We start from the raw sequence: 14,510 nt of genomic DNA, 5'->3' as shown, positions 1-14,510 counted from the left end.
AAGCCCCCGGGGACACCCCGGAACACCTCACGACGACGGTCGAACAGGGCCCTTTCTGTCTGGCCCGCTGCACCTGCGGCTGGCGCGGCCCGGCCAGAAGAGCCAGAAGCCAGGCCCGCACAGACGCCCACTCCCACACCACGTCCGCGTAGCCGCGAACAATCGCACCGCCCCTTAGCTGCGGGCAGTCGTGCCGCTGGGGCGGCACGGGTGGGCGCAGCGGCACCCCGCGACGCCGGGCAGCGCACCCACCCCCGCCCGCACCCACACCGCGCCACCCGGCAACCCGGCCCGCCCCCACACCGGGCCGCCCCGCCCCGCCCCGCACTCACCGCCCTCACCGCCGTACACCCGTACCCGCCGTACCCCCCACACCCCGCCCCCGGGAACCCCACCCCCCGCACCCCCGTCTGACTCCACGACCCCCCACGGGACGCGGAGGCGACATGCACCGGCGCACATTCCTGTCCACCACCACAGCCGCCGCCCTGACGGCAGCCACGACCGCCTGCACGGGCAAGGACCAACCCCCCGGCACCGACCCCAAAGGCACCACGCCCAGAACCACGGCGACCACGGCGACGACAGCGACGACGACGGCCACCAAGACCCAGCTCGGCAGAGGCGGCGCCCCCACCCCCGCCACCTGGGCCGCCCTCGCCAAGTCCCTGGACGGCCCCCTGGTCCGCCCCGGCGACCCCACCTGGAAAACGGCCCACCAGCTCTACAACACCCGCTTCGACAGCCTCAAGCCCACCGCCGTCGCCTACGCCGCCCACCCCGACGACATCCGCACCGCGCTCTCCTACGCCCGCGCCCACCACGTCCCCGTGGCGATCCGCAACGGCGGCCACTCCTACGCCGGATGGTCCTCCGGCGACGGCCGGCTGATCATCGACGTGTCGAAACTGGCCCGCGTCCGCGCCTCCGCCGGTCAGGCGGTCGTCGGCGCCGGCGCCAAGCTGATCGACGTCTACCGGGCCCTCGCGGCGAAGGGCGTGACCGTCCCGGCCGGCTCCTGCCCCACCGTCGGTATCTCCGGCCTCACCCTCGGCGGCGGCCACGGCGTCGTCTCCCGCGCCTACGGCCTGACCTGCGACAGCCTCACCCGGGCCACGCTGATCACGGCGGACGGCAAGGAGATCACCGCCGAGGCGACGGGCGACCACAAGGACCTCTTCTGGGCCCTGCGCGGCGCGGGCAACGCCAACTTCGGCGTGGTCACGGAGTTCCACTTCCGCACCCACCCGGCGCCCCGGGCGGTATCGGCGTACCTGACCTGGCCCTGGCGCAAGACCGCCGCGGTGCTGCGCGCCTGGCAGGAGTGGGGCCCGGACCAGCCCGACGAGATCTGGTCCTCCCTCCACCTGGCCGCCGCCCCCGGCCACACCGCCTCCGTGTCGGTCGCCGCCTTCTCCCTCGGCACCTACGGCGAACTCCAGAACGCCGTCGACCGCCTCGCCGACCGCATCGGCGCACCGGCGAGCAGCGTCTCCCTCAAACGCCGTACGTACGCCGAGTCGATGGAGATGTACGCGGGCTGCTCGTCCTTCTCGACGGACGCCCGCTGCCACCTCCCGGGCCCTACCCCGGGCCACTCGCCGCAGGGTTCACTCGGCCGCGAGACGTACGCCGCCCGCTCGGACTTCTTCGACCGCTCGATCCCGGCGGCCGGCGTCAAGGCCCTGCTCTCGCACCTCACCCAGGTGCGCGGCGGCGCCGGCAGCATCGCGTTCACGGCGCTCGGCGGAGCGGTGAACCGCGTCTCCCCCACGGCCACCGCGTTCGTGCACCGGCGTTCGCGGATGCTGGCCCAGTACCTCGCCTCGTGGGGGCCGGGCACGAACGGCAAGGCGGCGCAGTCCTGGCTGGATTCCACCTACGATGCGATGCGCCCGTACGCCTCGGGCGCCGCCTACCAGAACTACACGGACCCGCGTCTGACGGACTGGCGGAAGGCCTACTACAAGGACGCGGCCCCGCGTCTGGCGCGTCTGAAGCACCAGTACGACCCGGACCGCGTCTTCACCTACCCGCAGGCGCTGTAGGAGCCGGAGCCCTCTAGGCCGCGAGGTCCCGCTCCCCGGCGGCCTCGGCACTCTCCTCGCGGCTGCGGGCCCCCGGGATCACGGCGCCGCGCCCCGCGGCGCCGTCCCGTCCTCGCGCGCTGACCAGCCACCCCACCCGCGGCGAGCGCTCGACGGCCCGGGTCAGCGGCGTCAGCAGGGCCATGGCGATCGGGGACAGCAGCAGCGCGACCGCCGTACCGAGGGCGAACCCGCCCACGACGTCGGTCGGGTAGTGCACGCCCATGTAGACCCGGGCGAAGCCGCCGAACAGCGCCAGCACGATCGCGGCGATCCCGAACTTCCGGTTGGCGACGAACAGTCCGACGGCGAGCGCCATGCAGAGAGTGGCGTGGTCGCTCACGAAGGAGAAGTCGTTCTTCCCCTCCACGAGGACTTCGAGCCCTTCATGTGACTTGAAGGGCCGGGGCCGCTCGACGAAGCCCCGTATCGGCACGTTGACCAGGACCGCGACTCCGGCGGCCAGCGGCGCCCACAGCAGCGCGGCCACGTTCGATGCGGCGTCCTCGCCGCCTCGCCGCCGCACACCCCACCAGCACCCCAGCACCAGCAGCACGATCGCGAAGAGCAGTCCGTACTCGCCGACGAACTCCATGACCCGGTCGAACCAGTGCGGTGCGTCCTTGGCCAGGCCATTGATGTCGTAGAGCAGCTCGACGTCGGGGTTCGACCCGGATTCGGCGAGTCCAGCCATGGTGCTGCGGCCCCTTCGTCATGTCCTCCGACGCACCCAGCGCGCGCCTCTTCTGCCACCCCCGTGGTCAGCTGTACGTCAACAGGAACGCACGGTCCCCATTGATACGTTCCACACTCCACTGAATGATCACGCAGACGTTATCGAAGAGAGACACGTCGCCGCAGCTCAGGGCAGGGTTTCACGCTGTGTTCAAACCCTCCCATTCACACCGTGGTGGGCAGCGCTTTCGCGCCATCCTCGGTCACCCGGGTGGCCCCGAAGTAGTCCGGCGTGTCGACCGGGTCGAACCGGATCACCGCACCCGTCCGCGGCGCGTCGATCATGTACCCGCCGCCCACGTAGATCCCCACGTGCCTGATGGTCCGTGAGTTGGTGAGGTCGTCCGAGAAGAACACCAGGTCACCGGGGAGCAACTCGTCCCGCGCGGGATGCGCCCCCGCGTTGTACTGGTCGTTGGCGACCCGCGGCAGCTTGATCCCGACACTCTCGTACGCCGCCTTGGTCAGCCCCGAGCAGTCGAACCGCCCTCCCTGGTCGGCCGTCCCGTTCCCGCCCCACAGATAGGGCGTCCCGAGCTTCTTCTGCGCGTAGGCGATGGCCCCGGCGGCCTGCTCGGACGGATCGACCCGCGTGGTGGGCGCGGCGAAGCTCTTCTCCAGGGTCGTGATCACCTTGACGTAGTTCTGCGTCTCCTTGTACGGCGGCACACCCTGGTACTTGATCACCGCGTAGGCCCCCGCGTTGTAGGAGGCCAGCATGTTGCGGGTCGGATCGCCGGGCACGTCCTTCACGTACGAGGCGAGGGAGCAGTCGTACGACGCCGCCGACGGGATCGCGTCCGCGGGGTCCCACACGTCGCGGTCCCCGTCCCCGTCCCCGTCGATGCCGTGGGTGGCCCACGTGCCGGGGATGAACTGCGCTATGCCCTGCGCCGCCGCCGCGCTCCGGGCCCTCGGGTTGAACCCGCTCTCCTGGTACAACTGCGCCGCGAGCAGTGCGGGGTTGATGGCGGGGCAGAGGTTGCCCCACTTCTGCACGATCGGCTGGTACGCCGCGGGGACGCTCCCCTTGGCGAGCTTCTTCGCCCCGCCGCCCGCTCCGCCGGCCAGGTTCCCGGCGACGAGGTAGACGCCCACGACGAGCAGCATCACGAAGCCCATCCCCGAGGCGACCGCGACGCCGGCACCGACCCACATCTTGCGCATGCCCCAACCATCCCCCATGGGCGCACCGTTCAGTGACGTTTCCCGGCCATGTCGTCCGCCCGCCCCGTCAGCGCCTGGCCTCCTCCCCCCAGGGACTGACACCGCATCAGGGCCTAACGACCGAACCGCCTCGCAGGTTTCGCTTACACATCGTTGCCAGCCATGCCCCGCCGTGATACACAGAGTGACGATACGACCACCAGAAGCCGTCTCGGAGCCGACTGACCAGCCGGCGCCGGGCGGTGGCAAGCTGTTCGCACGAAACCCGCCAGACAATGACGCCAAGGCGACATGCGACGGCCTCATCGTCGGCGACAATGAGGCTTGACCTCTGCATGTCCGCAGAGGGCACGGAACTACCCGACAGGGGCGGTGACTTACATGCTCTTTGCGGCCGACGAGGGAGACATCAACACCATCATCGGGGGGATCGCTCCGGACTGGGGCCCCTTCGGCAGCCTGGGCAACGAGGCCAAGGTGATGATCGAGGTGGTGATGGCCGTAGCCATTCTGCTCTGTCTCGGCATCGCCATCTGGGGCGCCGCCAAGCAGCGCATCGGTGCGACCGCCCTGCGGGACACCTTCAGCGCGGAGCAGGGCAAGGGCCTGATCATCGCGGGGCTGACGGGCGTGTTCATCATCGGCTCACTCGGCACGCTCTTCACCATCGTGTACGGGATGGCCGTGTAGCCCGGCTCCCATCCGTCCGTCCCCCTCCACCCCACACGCCCGTCGTGCCAACCGGCTGAGGTTGCGTTTCCCTGATGTCGAGTCATAACACCGCGCCCGAGCGGGAACCAGCACGGCTACCGTCGTACGTACACGGCCGACCCGACGTCGAGGGGGCGTACGCGGCATGAGTCTCGGAGACGATCACCAGTCGTCCGGCGATTACGGCGGCACCGGCGGGACCCGCGTGCGGCTTCCGGAGGGGGAGGGCGTTCCCCGACGCAGCGGCCGCTCCTCCTCGCGGGGCCTGGTCACCGTGGTCGGCGTCGTCGTCCTGCTCATCGCGGCGATCGCCTTCGCGAACCGTGGAGGAGGCGATTCCGCGTCCTCGGAGGGCGGCGACGCGGACAAGCCGAGGACATCGGCGACGGCACCGACGGGCACGCAGCCGGTACGGGCGGGCTTCGCCCACGACGAGCAGGGGGCACAGAGCGCGGCGGCGAACTATGCGGTGGCTCTCGTATCGGCCGACATCCTGAAGCCCGCGCAGCGGGACCAGATCGTGCGCCAGGTCTTCGTTGCCGACAAACAGGCCGCCTTGGCGGACAAGTTCGACCAGGTCTACAGCGAGAAGTTCCTCAGCGGCATCGGCCTGGACAAGAACGGCAACGCCACGAGCGGCAACACCTACGTCTCGCGCACCATGCCGATCGGCACCAAGACCAAGCAGTACTCCGACACGACCGCGGCCGTGGACGTGTGGTGCACGGGAGTGTTCGGCACAGCCGGTGAGAAGACCACCACCCCCGTCAGCAGCGACTGGTTCACCATGACCCTGCAGCTGCGCTGGGCGGACGGCGACTGGAAGGTGGAGTCCTTCTCCCAGAAGGACGGCCCGGCCCCTGTCCCGGGCGACAACAAGGCGTCCAGCGCGGAAGAGATGTCCAAGGCCGTCCAGGAGTACGGAGGGTTCACGTATGCCCGCTGATCAGCGCCGCGTACTCAAGGCCGCCACGGCCTTGACCGCCGTACAGACCATGGTCGTGCTGCTCGCCACGCGCGCTGCCGCCGCCCCCACACCGTCGCCGACCCCGTCGGACGACAACTGCGATCTCATCGTCGGCCCCGCCAAGGACTACTGCGAACGAGGCGAACGCGGTGCGTCCGGCAGTGGGGGGTCCGCCCCCGACACGCTCCCCAGCACCCTCGACCCCCTCTCCTCCCTAGCCAAGGGCTGTGCCGACGCCGCCGCCTGGACCGTCGACACGCTCAGCGACGCCGTGAAGAACACCGCCGAAGTCGACTTCACGAACGGCACGTTCCTCAAGCAGTACGCCGTCGTCTTCGCGGCGTCCGCGTTCCTCACCCTGGTCCTGTGGCTGCTGGCGGTGGCCAAGCGTGCCGTGCGCGGCGTCCCGTTCACCACCGCGTTCTCCGAGGCCGTCGGGTTCCTGTGGCTCACCGTCCTGGCCTCGGCGTTCACCCCGCTGATCCTCTACACGGTCGTGTCGGCCACCGACGCCGTCACCGACGTCCTGGCCAAGGGCACCGGCGACCAGACCGACACGTTCTTCGGCACCTTCTCCGACGCGCTGAAGCAGGGCAACGACATCGGCGGCGGCCCGATCATGCTGATCCTGGTGTCGTTCGTGTCGATCGTCGCCGCCGGCGTCCTGTACCTGGAGCTGTACTTGCGCGCCGTCCTGCTCTACGTCGGCGCGCTGCTCGGGGTCGTCGTCTACGCCGGCCTGGTCGACAAGAACCTGTGGGGCCACGTCCGCCGCTGGGCCGGCATCATGATCGCGGTGATCATGGTCAAGCCCGTGATCGTCATCGTGCTGGGCCTCGCCGGCGCCCTGACCACGGCGGACGGCCCCGACTCCGTCGCCGCCATCGTGTCCGGGCTCGCCATCATCCTGCTCGCGATCTTCGCCTCCGCGATGATCTACCGCTTCGTCCCCGGCTTCGGCGACGAGATCGCCAACGGCCGCAACAACCGCATCATGCAGGGCGCCGAGGGCAAGGCCGCCGCCGTGATCAGCTCCCCGGCGAACCTCGTCGCCCAGGGCATCAGGACCCACAGCACCCGCAACAACGGCGACAGCGGGGGTGGACAGTCCTCGTCCTCCGCCGCGGCCCGCCCCTCGAACCCCGCCTCCGGCGGAGTCGCCGCGCACAGCTCGCGCGCCTCGAACGGCGGCGGCGGAAATGTCCCCTCCGCCGCACCCGCACCGCGCTCCGGCAGCCCGGTGAACACGCCCCACGCAAGCAACACCCGCAACACTCGTAACGGCCAGAGCACAGGAGGTGACGGGCGTTGACGACCGAGTCCCACATGTCCCATACGGTCACGCCCCGCCGTACGTATCTGATCGGCCGCGCCCGGCCGAACGCGATCGTCGGCCGCAACCGCGAGACCGGTGAGATCGCGCTGATCGTCGCGGGCGCGTTCCTCGGCATGATGTGCGGGCTCCTCGTCCCCGTCCTGTCCCTGCGCATCGTGCTGCTCTGCGGCTTCCCGATGCTCGCCCTGGCGGCGGTCTACGTGCCGTACAACCACCGCACCTTCTACCGGTGGTTCGAGATCAACCGCAGCTACAAGCGCACCCTCCGCAGGGGCACCACCTACCGTTCCGGCGTCATCGAGGCCGGCACCCGGATGGACGGCCGGGAGATCGAGGTCGGCCCGCCGCCCGGTATCGGCCGCATCTCCTGGCTGGCCGCGCCCTTCGGGCCGGACGAGATCGCCGTGCTGCTGCACGCCGACCGCAAGACGGTGACGGCCGCGATCGAGATCGAGGGGCCCGGCGTCGGCCTGCGCGACTCCGAGGACCAGGAAGCCCTCGTCGACCGCTTCGGCACCCTGCTCAAGCACGTGGCCAACGGCGACGGCTTCGTCACCCGCATCCAGATGCTCGCCCGCACCCTCCCGGCCGACCCCGACGCGCACGCCAAGGACGTCAGCCAGCGCGGCGACGACAAGGCACCGCCGTGGCTGCAGCAGTCGTACGACCAGCTGCAGTCGATGGTGTCCACCAGCAGCGAACAGCACCGGGCCTATCTGATCGCCTGCATGCACTACAACCGCGAGCTGGCCGCCGAGGCGCACACCATGGCCCGCGCCGCCCGGCCGCACAGCGGACGCAAGCTCGACCGGGACGCCGGACTCGCCGTCGTGATGGCGCGCGAGCTGACCGACATCTGCTCGCGCCTCCAGGAGGCCGACATCCGCGTCCGCCAGCCGTTGGGCCAGGGACGGCTCGCCTCCCTGATCCACGCCATGTACGACCCGGACCACCCGATCGACCACATCCAGGCGATGACCAAGCGCAACGCCTGGCCGGCCGAGCTGGACGCCATGGAGCCCACCTACCTCCAGGCCAAGACCCGCGAGTCCGCGACCCGCGCCCCCTGGTGCCACGCCACCGCCTGGATCAAGGAGTGGCCGATGACCCCGGTGGGCGTCAACTTCCTGGCGCCCCTCCTCGTGCACACCCCGGACGTCATCCGCACCGTCGCCGTCACCATGGACCTCGAACCCACCGAGGTCGCCATCGAGCGCATGCTGACCGAGAAGACGAACGACGACGCCGAGGCGTCCCGCGCCGCCAAGATGAACCGCACCGTGGACCCCCGCGACATCGCCGCCCACGGCCGCCTCGACCAGCGCGGCGAGGACCTGGCCAGCGGCGCGGCAGGGGTCAACCTGGTCGGTTACATCACCGTCTCCTCCCGCACCCCCGAGGCCCTGGCCCGCGACAAGCGCACGATAAGGGCGTCGGCCGGAAAGTCGTACCTGAAACTGGAGTGGTGCGACCGTGAGCACCATCGCGCCTTCGTGAACACTCTTCCGTTCGCCACCGGCATCCGAAGGTAGGGGCTGAGCCTGATGCGGGACCCGCTGACCGTCCTCACCGACGCCTTCACGTCCTTCCTCTTCGGGAAGGTGGAGACGACCCGCCTCCCCGTCCGCACGTCCACCGGCCAGGCCCAGGCCGTCTACCTGCCGACGGCCGCCCCCGGCCTCGGCGACTCCGGCGTGATCATCGGCCGCGAGGTCTACTCCGGCAAGGGCTACATCTACGACCCCTTCCAGCTGTACGGCCAGCAGCTGCCCGCCCCGCACTGGCTGGTGCTCGGGGAGTCCGGCAACGGCAAGTCGGCGCTGGAGAAGACGTACGTCCTGCGCCAGCTCCGCTTCCGGGACCGGCAGGTCGTCGTCCTGGACGCGCAGGGCGAGGACGGCGTCGGCGAGTGGAACCTCATCGCCGAGGAGCTGGGCATAACTCCGATCCGCCTCGACCCGATGGCCGCCCTTGACCACGGCATCCGCCTCAACCCCCTCGACCCGGCGATCACGACGACCGGCCAGCTCGCGCTGCTGCGGACGATCATCGAGGTCGCCATGGGCCACGGCCTGGACGAGCGCTCCGGCTTCGCCCTCAAGGTCGCGCACGCCTACGTCAACGAGACCATCGTCGAACGCCAGCCTGTCCTCACCGACATCGTCGAGCGGCTCCGCCACCCCGAGCCGGAGTCCGCCGAGGCGATGAACGTCGCCATAGACGACGTACGGGCCTGGGGCCTGGACGTGGCGCTGGTCCTGGACCGGCTCGTCGACGGTGACCTGCGCGGCATGTTCGACGGCCCGACGACCGTCGGCATCGACCTCGACGCGCCGCTGATCGTCTTCGACCTCTCCCACATCGACCGCAACTCCATCGCGATGCCGATCCTCATGGCCATCGTGGGCGTCTGGCTGGAGCACACCTGGATCCGGCCCGACCGCAAGAAGCGCATCTTCCTGGTCGAAGAGGCCTGGCACATCATCAACAGCCCGTTCGTGGCGCAGCTGTTCCAGCGGCTGCTGAAGTTCGGGCGGCGCCTGGGCCTGTCCTTCGTGGCCGTGGTGCACCACCTGTCCGACGTCGTGGACGGGGCGGCCGCCAGAGAGGCCGCGGCCATCCTCAAGATGGCCTCCACCCGCACCATCTACGCCCAGAAGGCCGACGAGGCACGGGCCACCGGACGTGTCCTCGGCCTGCCCCGGTGGGCGGTGGAGATCATCCCCTCGCTCACCCCCGGCATCGCGGTGTGGGACGTCAACGGCAACGTCCAGGTGGTCAAGCACCTGATCACCGAGACCGAACGCCCGCTGGTCTTCACCGACCGCGCGATGACCGAGTCCTCCTCCGACCTGACCGACGACGCCCTGCGCGCCGCGGAGCTGGAGGCGGAGGAACGGGCGGCGGCGTTCATGGAGCAGCACATCGGCGACTCGTCGGAATCGACGGTGGCGTAGGACGGGAACGGAGAGGCACCGGACGTATGAGACCGGACGACCGCCGCGATCAGCGGCCGGCCCAGGGCGGCATCCCCGACGGCCTGCTGATCGGCATACTGGCCTTCCTCCTCGGCATGACCCTGCTGGTGTGGACCGCGACCGGCCTGTCCGCCCTGTTCGCCCACGGCTCCTGGCCGGCCGGCGTCGGCTTCGCCGGCACCCCGCAGGCCATGCGCCACCTGATCGCCGAACCTCACGACCTCCCCGGCGCCTGGCCGGACACCCCCGCGACGGCGCTTTCCGGGTACGGGCTCTTCTGGGGGCTGTTCATCGGCCAGCTGATGGTGCTGGTGGTGCTCGCGGTGTTCGTGATGGGCACGGTGGCGCGGTGGCGTGCGGTACGGCGTCGACGGCGGGAGCAGCCCACGCCGGTGCCGGCACCGGCGCCGGCCCCCGTGGCCCAGGAGACGCCGGTACGGGAGGCACCGGTGCACGAGGTGCCGATGCGTGAAACGCCGGTCCACGAGGTGCCGGTGCGGGAAGCACCGGTCCACGAGGTGCCCACCCCCCGGACGCCCCGACAGGAGCCGGCCCCGGAAACCGAGCCCCTGACCCCCGTGGCCGACGGCAGACGGGTGGGCGGATGGGAGACGAGCCGCACCGAAGGCGCGGTGCACTACGGCCCCAGGGAAAGCCGCCACGCGACCGCGACCGGCGCCCTGCGGGACGCGGAGGGGGCCGCCCTCGTCATCACCTCCAACCCCGCGCTCTGGTCGGAGTCCAAGGACGCCCGCGCGAAGCTCGGACCCACCCACCTCTACGACCCGAACCACCTCTGCGACACCCCCGCCCGCTTCCACTGGTCCCCCACCGCGGGCTGCGAGGACCGGCAGACGGCCACCACCCGGGCCGCGGCCCTCCTCGCGCCGGTACGCCCCACCGCCCGCCTCGATCAGGCGGTCGCCGACACCGCCGAACTCCTGCTGCGCAGCTACCTGCACGCCGCCGCCATCGACGGCCGCACCGTCCGACACGTCCACCGCTGGTCCCAGGGCCTCCAGGTGCAGGACGCCGTCCGGATCCTGCGCACCCACCCCAAGGCCGCCCCCGGTTCCGCGGGCGAACTCGAAGGGTCCCTCACCGCCCACCCCGAACGCCGGGACATGGCCCAGCAGCTGACCGCCCGGGCCCTCGCCGCACTCTCCACCGTCAACGTCCGCGAGGCGTGCACGCCGAACCGAACTGATGCCCTCGCCCTGGATTCCTTCATCCACGAACAGGGAACACTTTACGTGGTGGGTGAATCGATCGAGGATCCCCGCACGAGCCCGGGCGCGATGCCGCTGCTGACGGCGCTCGTCTCCAGCGTGGTCGAGCGCGGCCGGCGCATGGCCGAACGGTCATCCTCCGGTCGCCTCGACCCACCAGTGACGCTCGTCCTGGACGACGTGGCGGCCGTGGCCCCGCTCCCCCAGCTCCCCGAACTGCTGGCCGGCGGCACGGACCTGGGCATGCCGACCCTGGCCCTGCTCCGCTCGCGCGAACAGGGCCGCGCCCGCTGGCCCCACGACGAACTGCCGGTCTGACCGGAGCGCGGGGCGGGTCAGCGCTCGATCACGTACTCCAGCTCGTGATCACCCGGCCCGCCCTCCAGCGGCACCGTCCGTCCGCTCGGCGCGAACCCGGCCTTGCGGTAGGCCGCCTGCGCGCGCCCGTTGTCCGGATGCACGATGAGCCGTACCCGCTCGGCGCCGTTCGCCCAGGCCCACTCCAGACCGGCGTCGAACAGCGCCTTGGTCAGCCCGCTCCCCCGCCACTCGGACCGGACGAACACCCCGACGACGTGGCCTTGCCGCCGGTCCACCGGAAACCCGGCCCAGTCCGTCGACCCGGCCTCCTCCACCAGCACCGTCAGCGTGCCGAGCCAGACGCCCCCCGGCCCCACGGCGACGAACTGCTGCGCCCCCGAGGCCCCCTCGGCGCCCCCGGCCGCCCGCTCCCGCCAGAAGGAGTCAGGACGCGCCACGGCGTCGTCGTACGTCTCCAGGAACGCGAGGTCCGCGACCGGGTCCAGCAGCGCGCGCAGCCGCAGCTCCTTCACCGCCGGCCACTCGTCGGCGCGTATGGAGCGGATCACGTAGTCACCGGGGACCGAGGCACTCATGGCGGCCACCGTAATACCCCGGTACTACGCCGCTCACCTGATATACGGCCCCCAGGAGGGACGCCTGCCGGCCCCGGGACCCCCGATCATGGCCGGATGGACCACGTGGACCCCGCGCGCGCCGTTCCCAGGGACCGGGCGGCCGAGCCCCTCACCCAGTACGTCCAGCGCTTCAGCCGCCGGGTCCGCGCCTTCGACCGCCGCCGTCCCCTCGTCTGGGACCTGCACCTCACCGGCTTCTGGGTGCTGGCCGCCCTGGTCGACGCCTCCGGCGGCTGGCGCAACGTCGCCCACGACCCCGGCGTCCCCGTCGGTCTGGTCGTCGCCCTGAGCCTCGCCCTCTCCGTACCGCTCCTGTGGCGCCGCAGCCATCCCCGGGCCGCCCTCCTCGCCACGCTGCCCGCGGCGCTGCTGAACGCCTGGTCGGGCGCCGCCCTCCAGGCCGCCCTGCTCCAGCTCCTCCTCGTCCACCACATCGCCCTGCGCCGACCGCTGCGCGGCCTGTGGTGGGCACCGGCCGTGGTGACCGTGCCGACCTGCGTCACGGTGGCCCGCTACGGGGACGGCGCGGGCTCCTGGAACCAGCAGCTCGGCTCGCAGCTCCTGTCCGTCGGCGTGGCCGCGCTCATCGGCATCACCGTCCGCGCCCGACGCGACCACACGGAGGTCCTCGAGGACCGTGCCCGCCGCCTGGAAACCGAACGCGACCAGCAGGTCAGGCTCGCCGCAGCGGCGGAACGCGCGCGCATAGCCCGGGAGATGCACGACATCATCGGCCACAACCTCTCCGTCATCACCGGTCTCGCCGACGGCGGCCGGTACGCGGCGGCCAAGTCCCCCGACCGGGCCGCCCAGGCCCTCGACGCCATCGCCACCACCAGCCGCCAGGCCCTGGGCGAACTCCGCCGCCTCCTCGACGTCCTGCGCGACGACGACTCCGACGGCGCCCCCGCGGCGGCCGAGCTGGCCCCGCAGCCCGCCCTCACCGACCTCGACCGCCTCCTCGACGGCGTCCGCGGCGCCGGCCTGCCCGTCGCCACGACGGTCAGCGGTGAGCCCGCACTCCCCGAGGGCCGCCAGCTCACCCTCTACCGGGTCATCCAGGAAGCCCTCACCAACACCCTCAAGCACGCCGGGCCCGACGCCACCGCCCACGTCGACCTCTCCTACGGAGCGGGCGGCGCTGTCACCCTCAGCGTCACCGACACGGGCCGAGCGGCTTCCCCGCCCCGGTCCCCGGCGCTCTCCGGCGGGCGCGGCCTGCCCGGAATGCGGGAGCGAACCTCCCTGTACGGGGGGACACTCGAAGCCGGCCCGCGTCCGGCGCCCGAACAGGGCTGGCGCGTCCATCTGCACCTACCGGAGGAAGCCCCGCAGTGACCACCGTCCTCATAGCCGACGACCAGTCCCTCCAGCGCTTCGGCTTCCGGATGCTGCTGGAGAGCCAGGACGACCTTACGGTCGTGGGGGAGGCGGCCGACGGCGCCGAAGCCACCCGGTTGACGGCCGAACTCCGCCCCGACGTCGTCCTATGGACGTCCGCATGCCCGGCCTGGACGGCATCGAGGCGACCCGCCGCATCGTCGCGAGCCGTGGCCGCACCCGCGTCCTCATCCTCACGACCTTCGACCTCGACTAGTACGCCTACTCCGGCCTGCGCGCCGGCGCCTCCGGCTTCCTGGTCAAGGACGCCCAGCCGGAGGAGCTCCTGTCCGGCATCCGTGCGGTGGCCTCGGGCGACGCGGTGGTCGCCCCCAGCCTGACCCGCCGCCTGCTCGACGCCTACGTCCACCACCTGCCGACCGCCGCCACCCCGAACGCTCCCTCCGGCACTGCCGATCCGCGCCTGAGCGCACTCACGGAACGCGAGACCGAGATCCTGCGCGTCATGGGCCAGGGCTGGACCAACACGGAGATGGCGGAGCGCCTCCACCTCGCCGAGTCGACGGTCAAAACCCACGTCGGCCGCATCCTGGCCAAGACCGGCTCCAGGGACCGCGTCCAAGCAGTCATCCTGGCCTACGAAACGAAGCTGGTCGGCTAATGACCGGCCGGCCAGGACTAATGGCCGCCAGGAGAAAGGGCACCGGAAACGGAAGTGCCCTGAACGCAGAAAACCCCGCACCGTTCCCGGTGCGGGGTTTTCTCCAAAGATTGTTCGGCGGCGTCCTACTCTCCCACAGGGTCCCCCCTGCAGTACCATCGGCGCTGTAAGGCTTAGCTTCCGGGTTCGAAATGTAACCGGGCGTTTCCCCTACGCTATGACCACCGAAACACTATGAAACTCTCAACCGCACCACGCTGTGACAAACGTGGGGTTGTTCGTGGTTTCAGAACCAACACAGTGGACGCGAGCAACTGAGGACAAGCCCTCGGCCTATTAGTACCAGTCAGCTTCACCCGT

At 71.1% G+C, this 14,510-nt stretch carries 11 protein-coding genes, 1 rRNA gene and 1 pseudogene; 9 read left to right on the top strand and 4 right to left on the bottom strand.

The annotated features are described in order from the left end of the window. Nucleotides 1–446 precede the first annotated feature (446 nt). The gene (locus ACIBCJ_RS20545) at nt 447–2,048 is read left to right on the top strand and encodes an FAD-binding oxidoreductase (RefSeq protein WP_365980838.1); all 1,602 of its coding nucleotides are present in this window, start codon (nt 447–449) and stop codon (nt 2,046–2,048) included. 13 nt (nt 2,049–2,061) lie between these two features. Here the strand turns inward: ACIBCJ_RS20545 and ACIBCJ_RS20540 are convergent, their stop codons facing one another. Together ACIBCJ_RS20540 and ACIBCJ_RS20535 are read right to left on the bottom strand one after the other, a co-directional pair. Further along, a complete protein-coding gene (locus tag ACIBCJ_RS20540; protein WP_362106444.1) occupies nt 2,062–2,781 on the bottom strand; it encodes a phosphatase PAP2 family protein in 720 nt (239 codons plus the stop codon). A 206-nt stretch (nt 2,782–2,987) separates the two neighbouring features. Further along, complete coding sequence (locus ACIBCJ_RS20535; RefSeq protein WP_133890723.1) at nt 2,988–4,007, bottom strand: bifunctional lytic transglycosylase/C40 family peptidase; 1,020 nt, start codon at nt 4,005–4,007, stop codon at nt 2,988–2,990. Nucleotides 4,008–4,370: 363 nt separating this feature from the next. Here ACIBCJ_RS20535 and ACIBCJ_RS20530 point away from each other — a divergent pair, with 363 nt between their 5' ends. The 6 genes from ACIBCJ_RS20530 (at nt 4,371) to ACIBCJ_RS20505 (ending at nt 11,528) form a co-directional block, all read left to right on the top strand. After that, the gene (locus tag ACIBCJ_RS20530; RefSeq protein ID WP_019526682.1) at nt 4,371–4,679 is read left to right on the top strand and encodes a hypothetical protein; all 309 of its coding nucleotides are present in this window, start codon (nt 4,371–4,373) and stop codon (nt 4,677–4,679) included. A 166-nt stretch (nt 4,680–4,845) separates the two neighbouring features. Beyond that, nucleotides 4,846–5,646: a hypothetical protein gene (locus ACIBCJ_RS20525; protein WP_365980839.1), complete on the top strand. Its 801-nt coding sequence runs from the start codon at nt 4,846–4,848 to the stop codon at nt 5,644–5,646. Next, nucleotides 5,636–6,979: a hypothetical protein gene (locus tag ACIBCJ_RS20520; protein ID WP_365980840.1), complete on the top strand. Its 1,344-nt coding sequence runs from the start codon at nt 5,636–5,638 to the stop codon at nt 6,977–6,979. The genes ACIBCJ_RS20525 and ACIBCJ_RS20520 overlap by 11 nt, the downstream gene beginning before the upstream one ends. 14 nt (nt 6,980–6,993) lie before the next feature. Then, complete coding sequence (locus tag ACIBCJ_RS20515) at nt 6,994–8,535, top strand: SCO6880 family protein (RefSeq protein WP_133890725.1); 1,542 nt, start codon at nt 6,994–6,996, stop codon at nt 8,533–8,535. A gap of 12 nt (nt 8,536–8,547) precedes the next feature. Further along, nucleotides 8,548–9,960, top strand: coding sequence for an ATP-binding protein (locus tag ACIBCJ_RS20510; protein ID WP_226027419.1), 1,413 nt, complete (start codon nt 8,548–8,550; stop codon nt 9,958–9,960). 26 nt (nt 9,961–9,986) lie between these two features. Beyond that, nucleotides 9,987–11,528 carry a type VI secretion protein gene (locus tag ACIBCJ_RS20505; protein ID WP_365980841.1) on the top strand — a complete coding sequence of 514 codons (1,542 nt, stop codon included), beginning with the start codon at nt 9,987–9,989 and terminating at the stop codon, nt 11,526–11,528. A 17-nt stretch (nt 11,529–11,545) separates the two neighbouring features. On the opposite strand, the gene ACIBCJ_RS20500 is transcribed toward ACIBCJ_RS20505, so the two are convergent. Then, nucleotides 11,546–12,106: a GNAT family N-acetyltransferase gene (locus ACIBCJ_RS20500; protein ID WP_362106459.1), complete on the bottom strand. Its 561-nt coding sequence runs from the start codon at nt 12,104–12,106 to the stop codon at nt 11,546–11,548. A gap of 96 nt (nt 12,107–12,202) precedes the next feature. Between ACIBCJ_RS20500 and ACIBCJ_RS20495 the strand changes: the two genes are divergently transcribed. Together ACIBCJ_RS20495 and ACIBCJ_RS20490 are read left to right on the top strand one after the other, a co-directional pair. Beyond that, complete coding sequence (locus tag ACIBCJ_RS20495; protein ID WP_365980842.1) at nt 12,203–13,486, top strand: histidine kinase; 1,284 nt, start codon at nt 12,203–12,205, stop codon at nt 13,484–13,486. Next, nucleotides 13,483–14,150, top strand: a pseudogene (locus ACIBCJ_RS20490) (response regulator). Before ACIBCJ_RS20495 ends, ACIBCJ_RS20490 begins: the two are co-directional and overlap by 4 nt. Before the next feature lie 112 nt (nt 14,151–14,262). Here the strand turns inward: ACIBCJ_RS20490 and rrf are convergent. Further along, a 5S ribosomal RNA gene (rrf, locus tag ACIBCJ_RS20485) occupies nt 14,263–14,379 on the bottom strand. Nucleotides 14,380–14,510: the final 131 nt, after the last annotated feature.

The organism is Streptomyces sp. NPDC051136, from assembly GCF_044455745.1.
GTDB lineage: Bacteria > Actinomycetota > Actinomycetes > Streptomycetales > Streptomycetaceae > Streptomyces.
This window is presented reverse-complemented; position numbering and strand designations above follow the sequence as displayed.

What these genes read in the sequence shown, in the direction of transcription:
- ACIBCJ_RS20545 (WP_365980838.1), top strand. Translation starts at nt 447, where the DNA reads ATGCACCGGCGCACATTCCTGTCCACCACCACAGCCGCCGCCCTGACG.
- ACIBCJ_RS20540 (WP_362106444.1), bottom strand. Translation starts at nt 2,781, where the DNA reads ATGGCTGGACTCGCCGAATCCGGGTCGAACCCCGACGTCGAGCTGCTC.
- ACIBCJ_RS20535 (WP_133890723.1), bottom strand. Translation starts at nt 4,007, where the DNA reads ATGGGGGATGGTTGGGGCATGCGCAAGATGTGGGTCGGTGCCGGCGTC.
- ACIBCJ_RS20530 (WP_019526682.1), top strand. Translation starts at nt 4,371, where the DNA reads ATGCTCTTTGCGGCCGACGAGGGAGACATCAACACCATCATCGGGGGG.
- ACIBCJ_RS20525 (WP_365980839.1), top strand. Translation starts at nt 4,846, where the DNA reads ATGAGTCTCGGAGACGATCACCAGTCGTCCGGCGATTACGGCGGCACC.
- ACIBCJ_RS20520 (WP_365980840.1), top strand. Translation starts at nt 5,636, where the DNA reads ATGCCCGCTGATCAGCGCCGCGTACTCAAGGCCGCCACGGCCTTGACC.
- ACIBCJ_RS20515 (WP_133890725.1), top strand. Translation starts at nt 6,994, where the DNA reads ATGTCCCATACGGTCACGCCCCGCCGTACGTATCTGATCGGCCGCGCC.
- ACIBCJ_RS20510 (WP_226027419.1), top strand. Translation starts at nt 8,548, where the DNA reads ATGCGGGACCCGCTGACCGTCCTCACCGACGCCTTCACGTCCTTCCTC.
- ACIBCJ_RS20505 (WP_365980841.1), top strand. Translation starts at nt 9,987, where the DNA reads ATGAGACCGGACGACCGCCGCGATCAGCGGCCGGCCCAGGGCGGCATC.
- ACIBCJ_RS20500 (WP_362106459.1), bottom strand. Translation starts at nt 12,106, where the DNA reads ATGAGTGCCTCGGTCCCCGGTGACTACGTGATCCGCTCCATACGCGCC.
- ACIBCJ_RS20495 (WP_365980842.1), top strand. Translation starts at nt 12,203, where the DNA reads ATGGACCACGTGGACCCCGCGCGCGCCGTTCCCAGGGACCGGGCGGCC.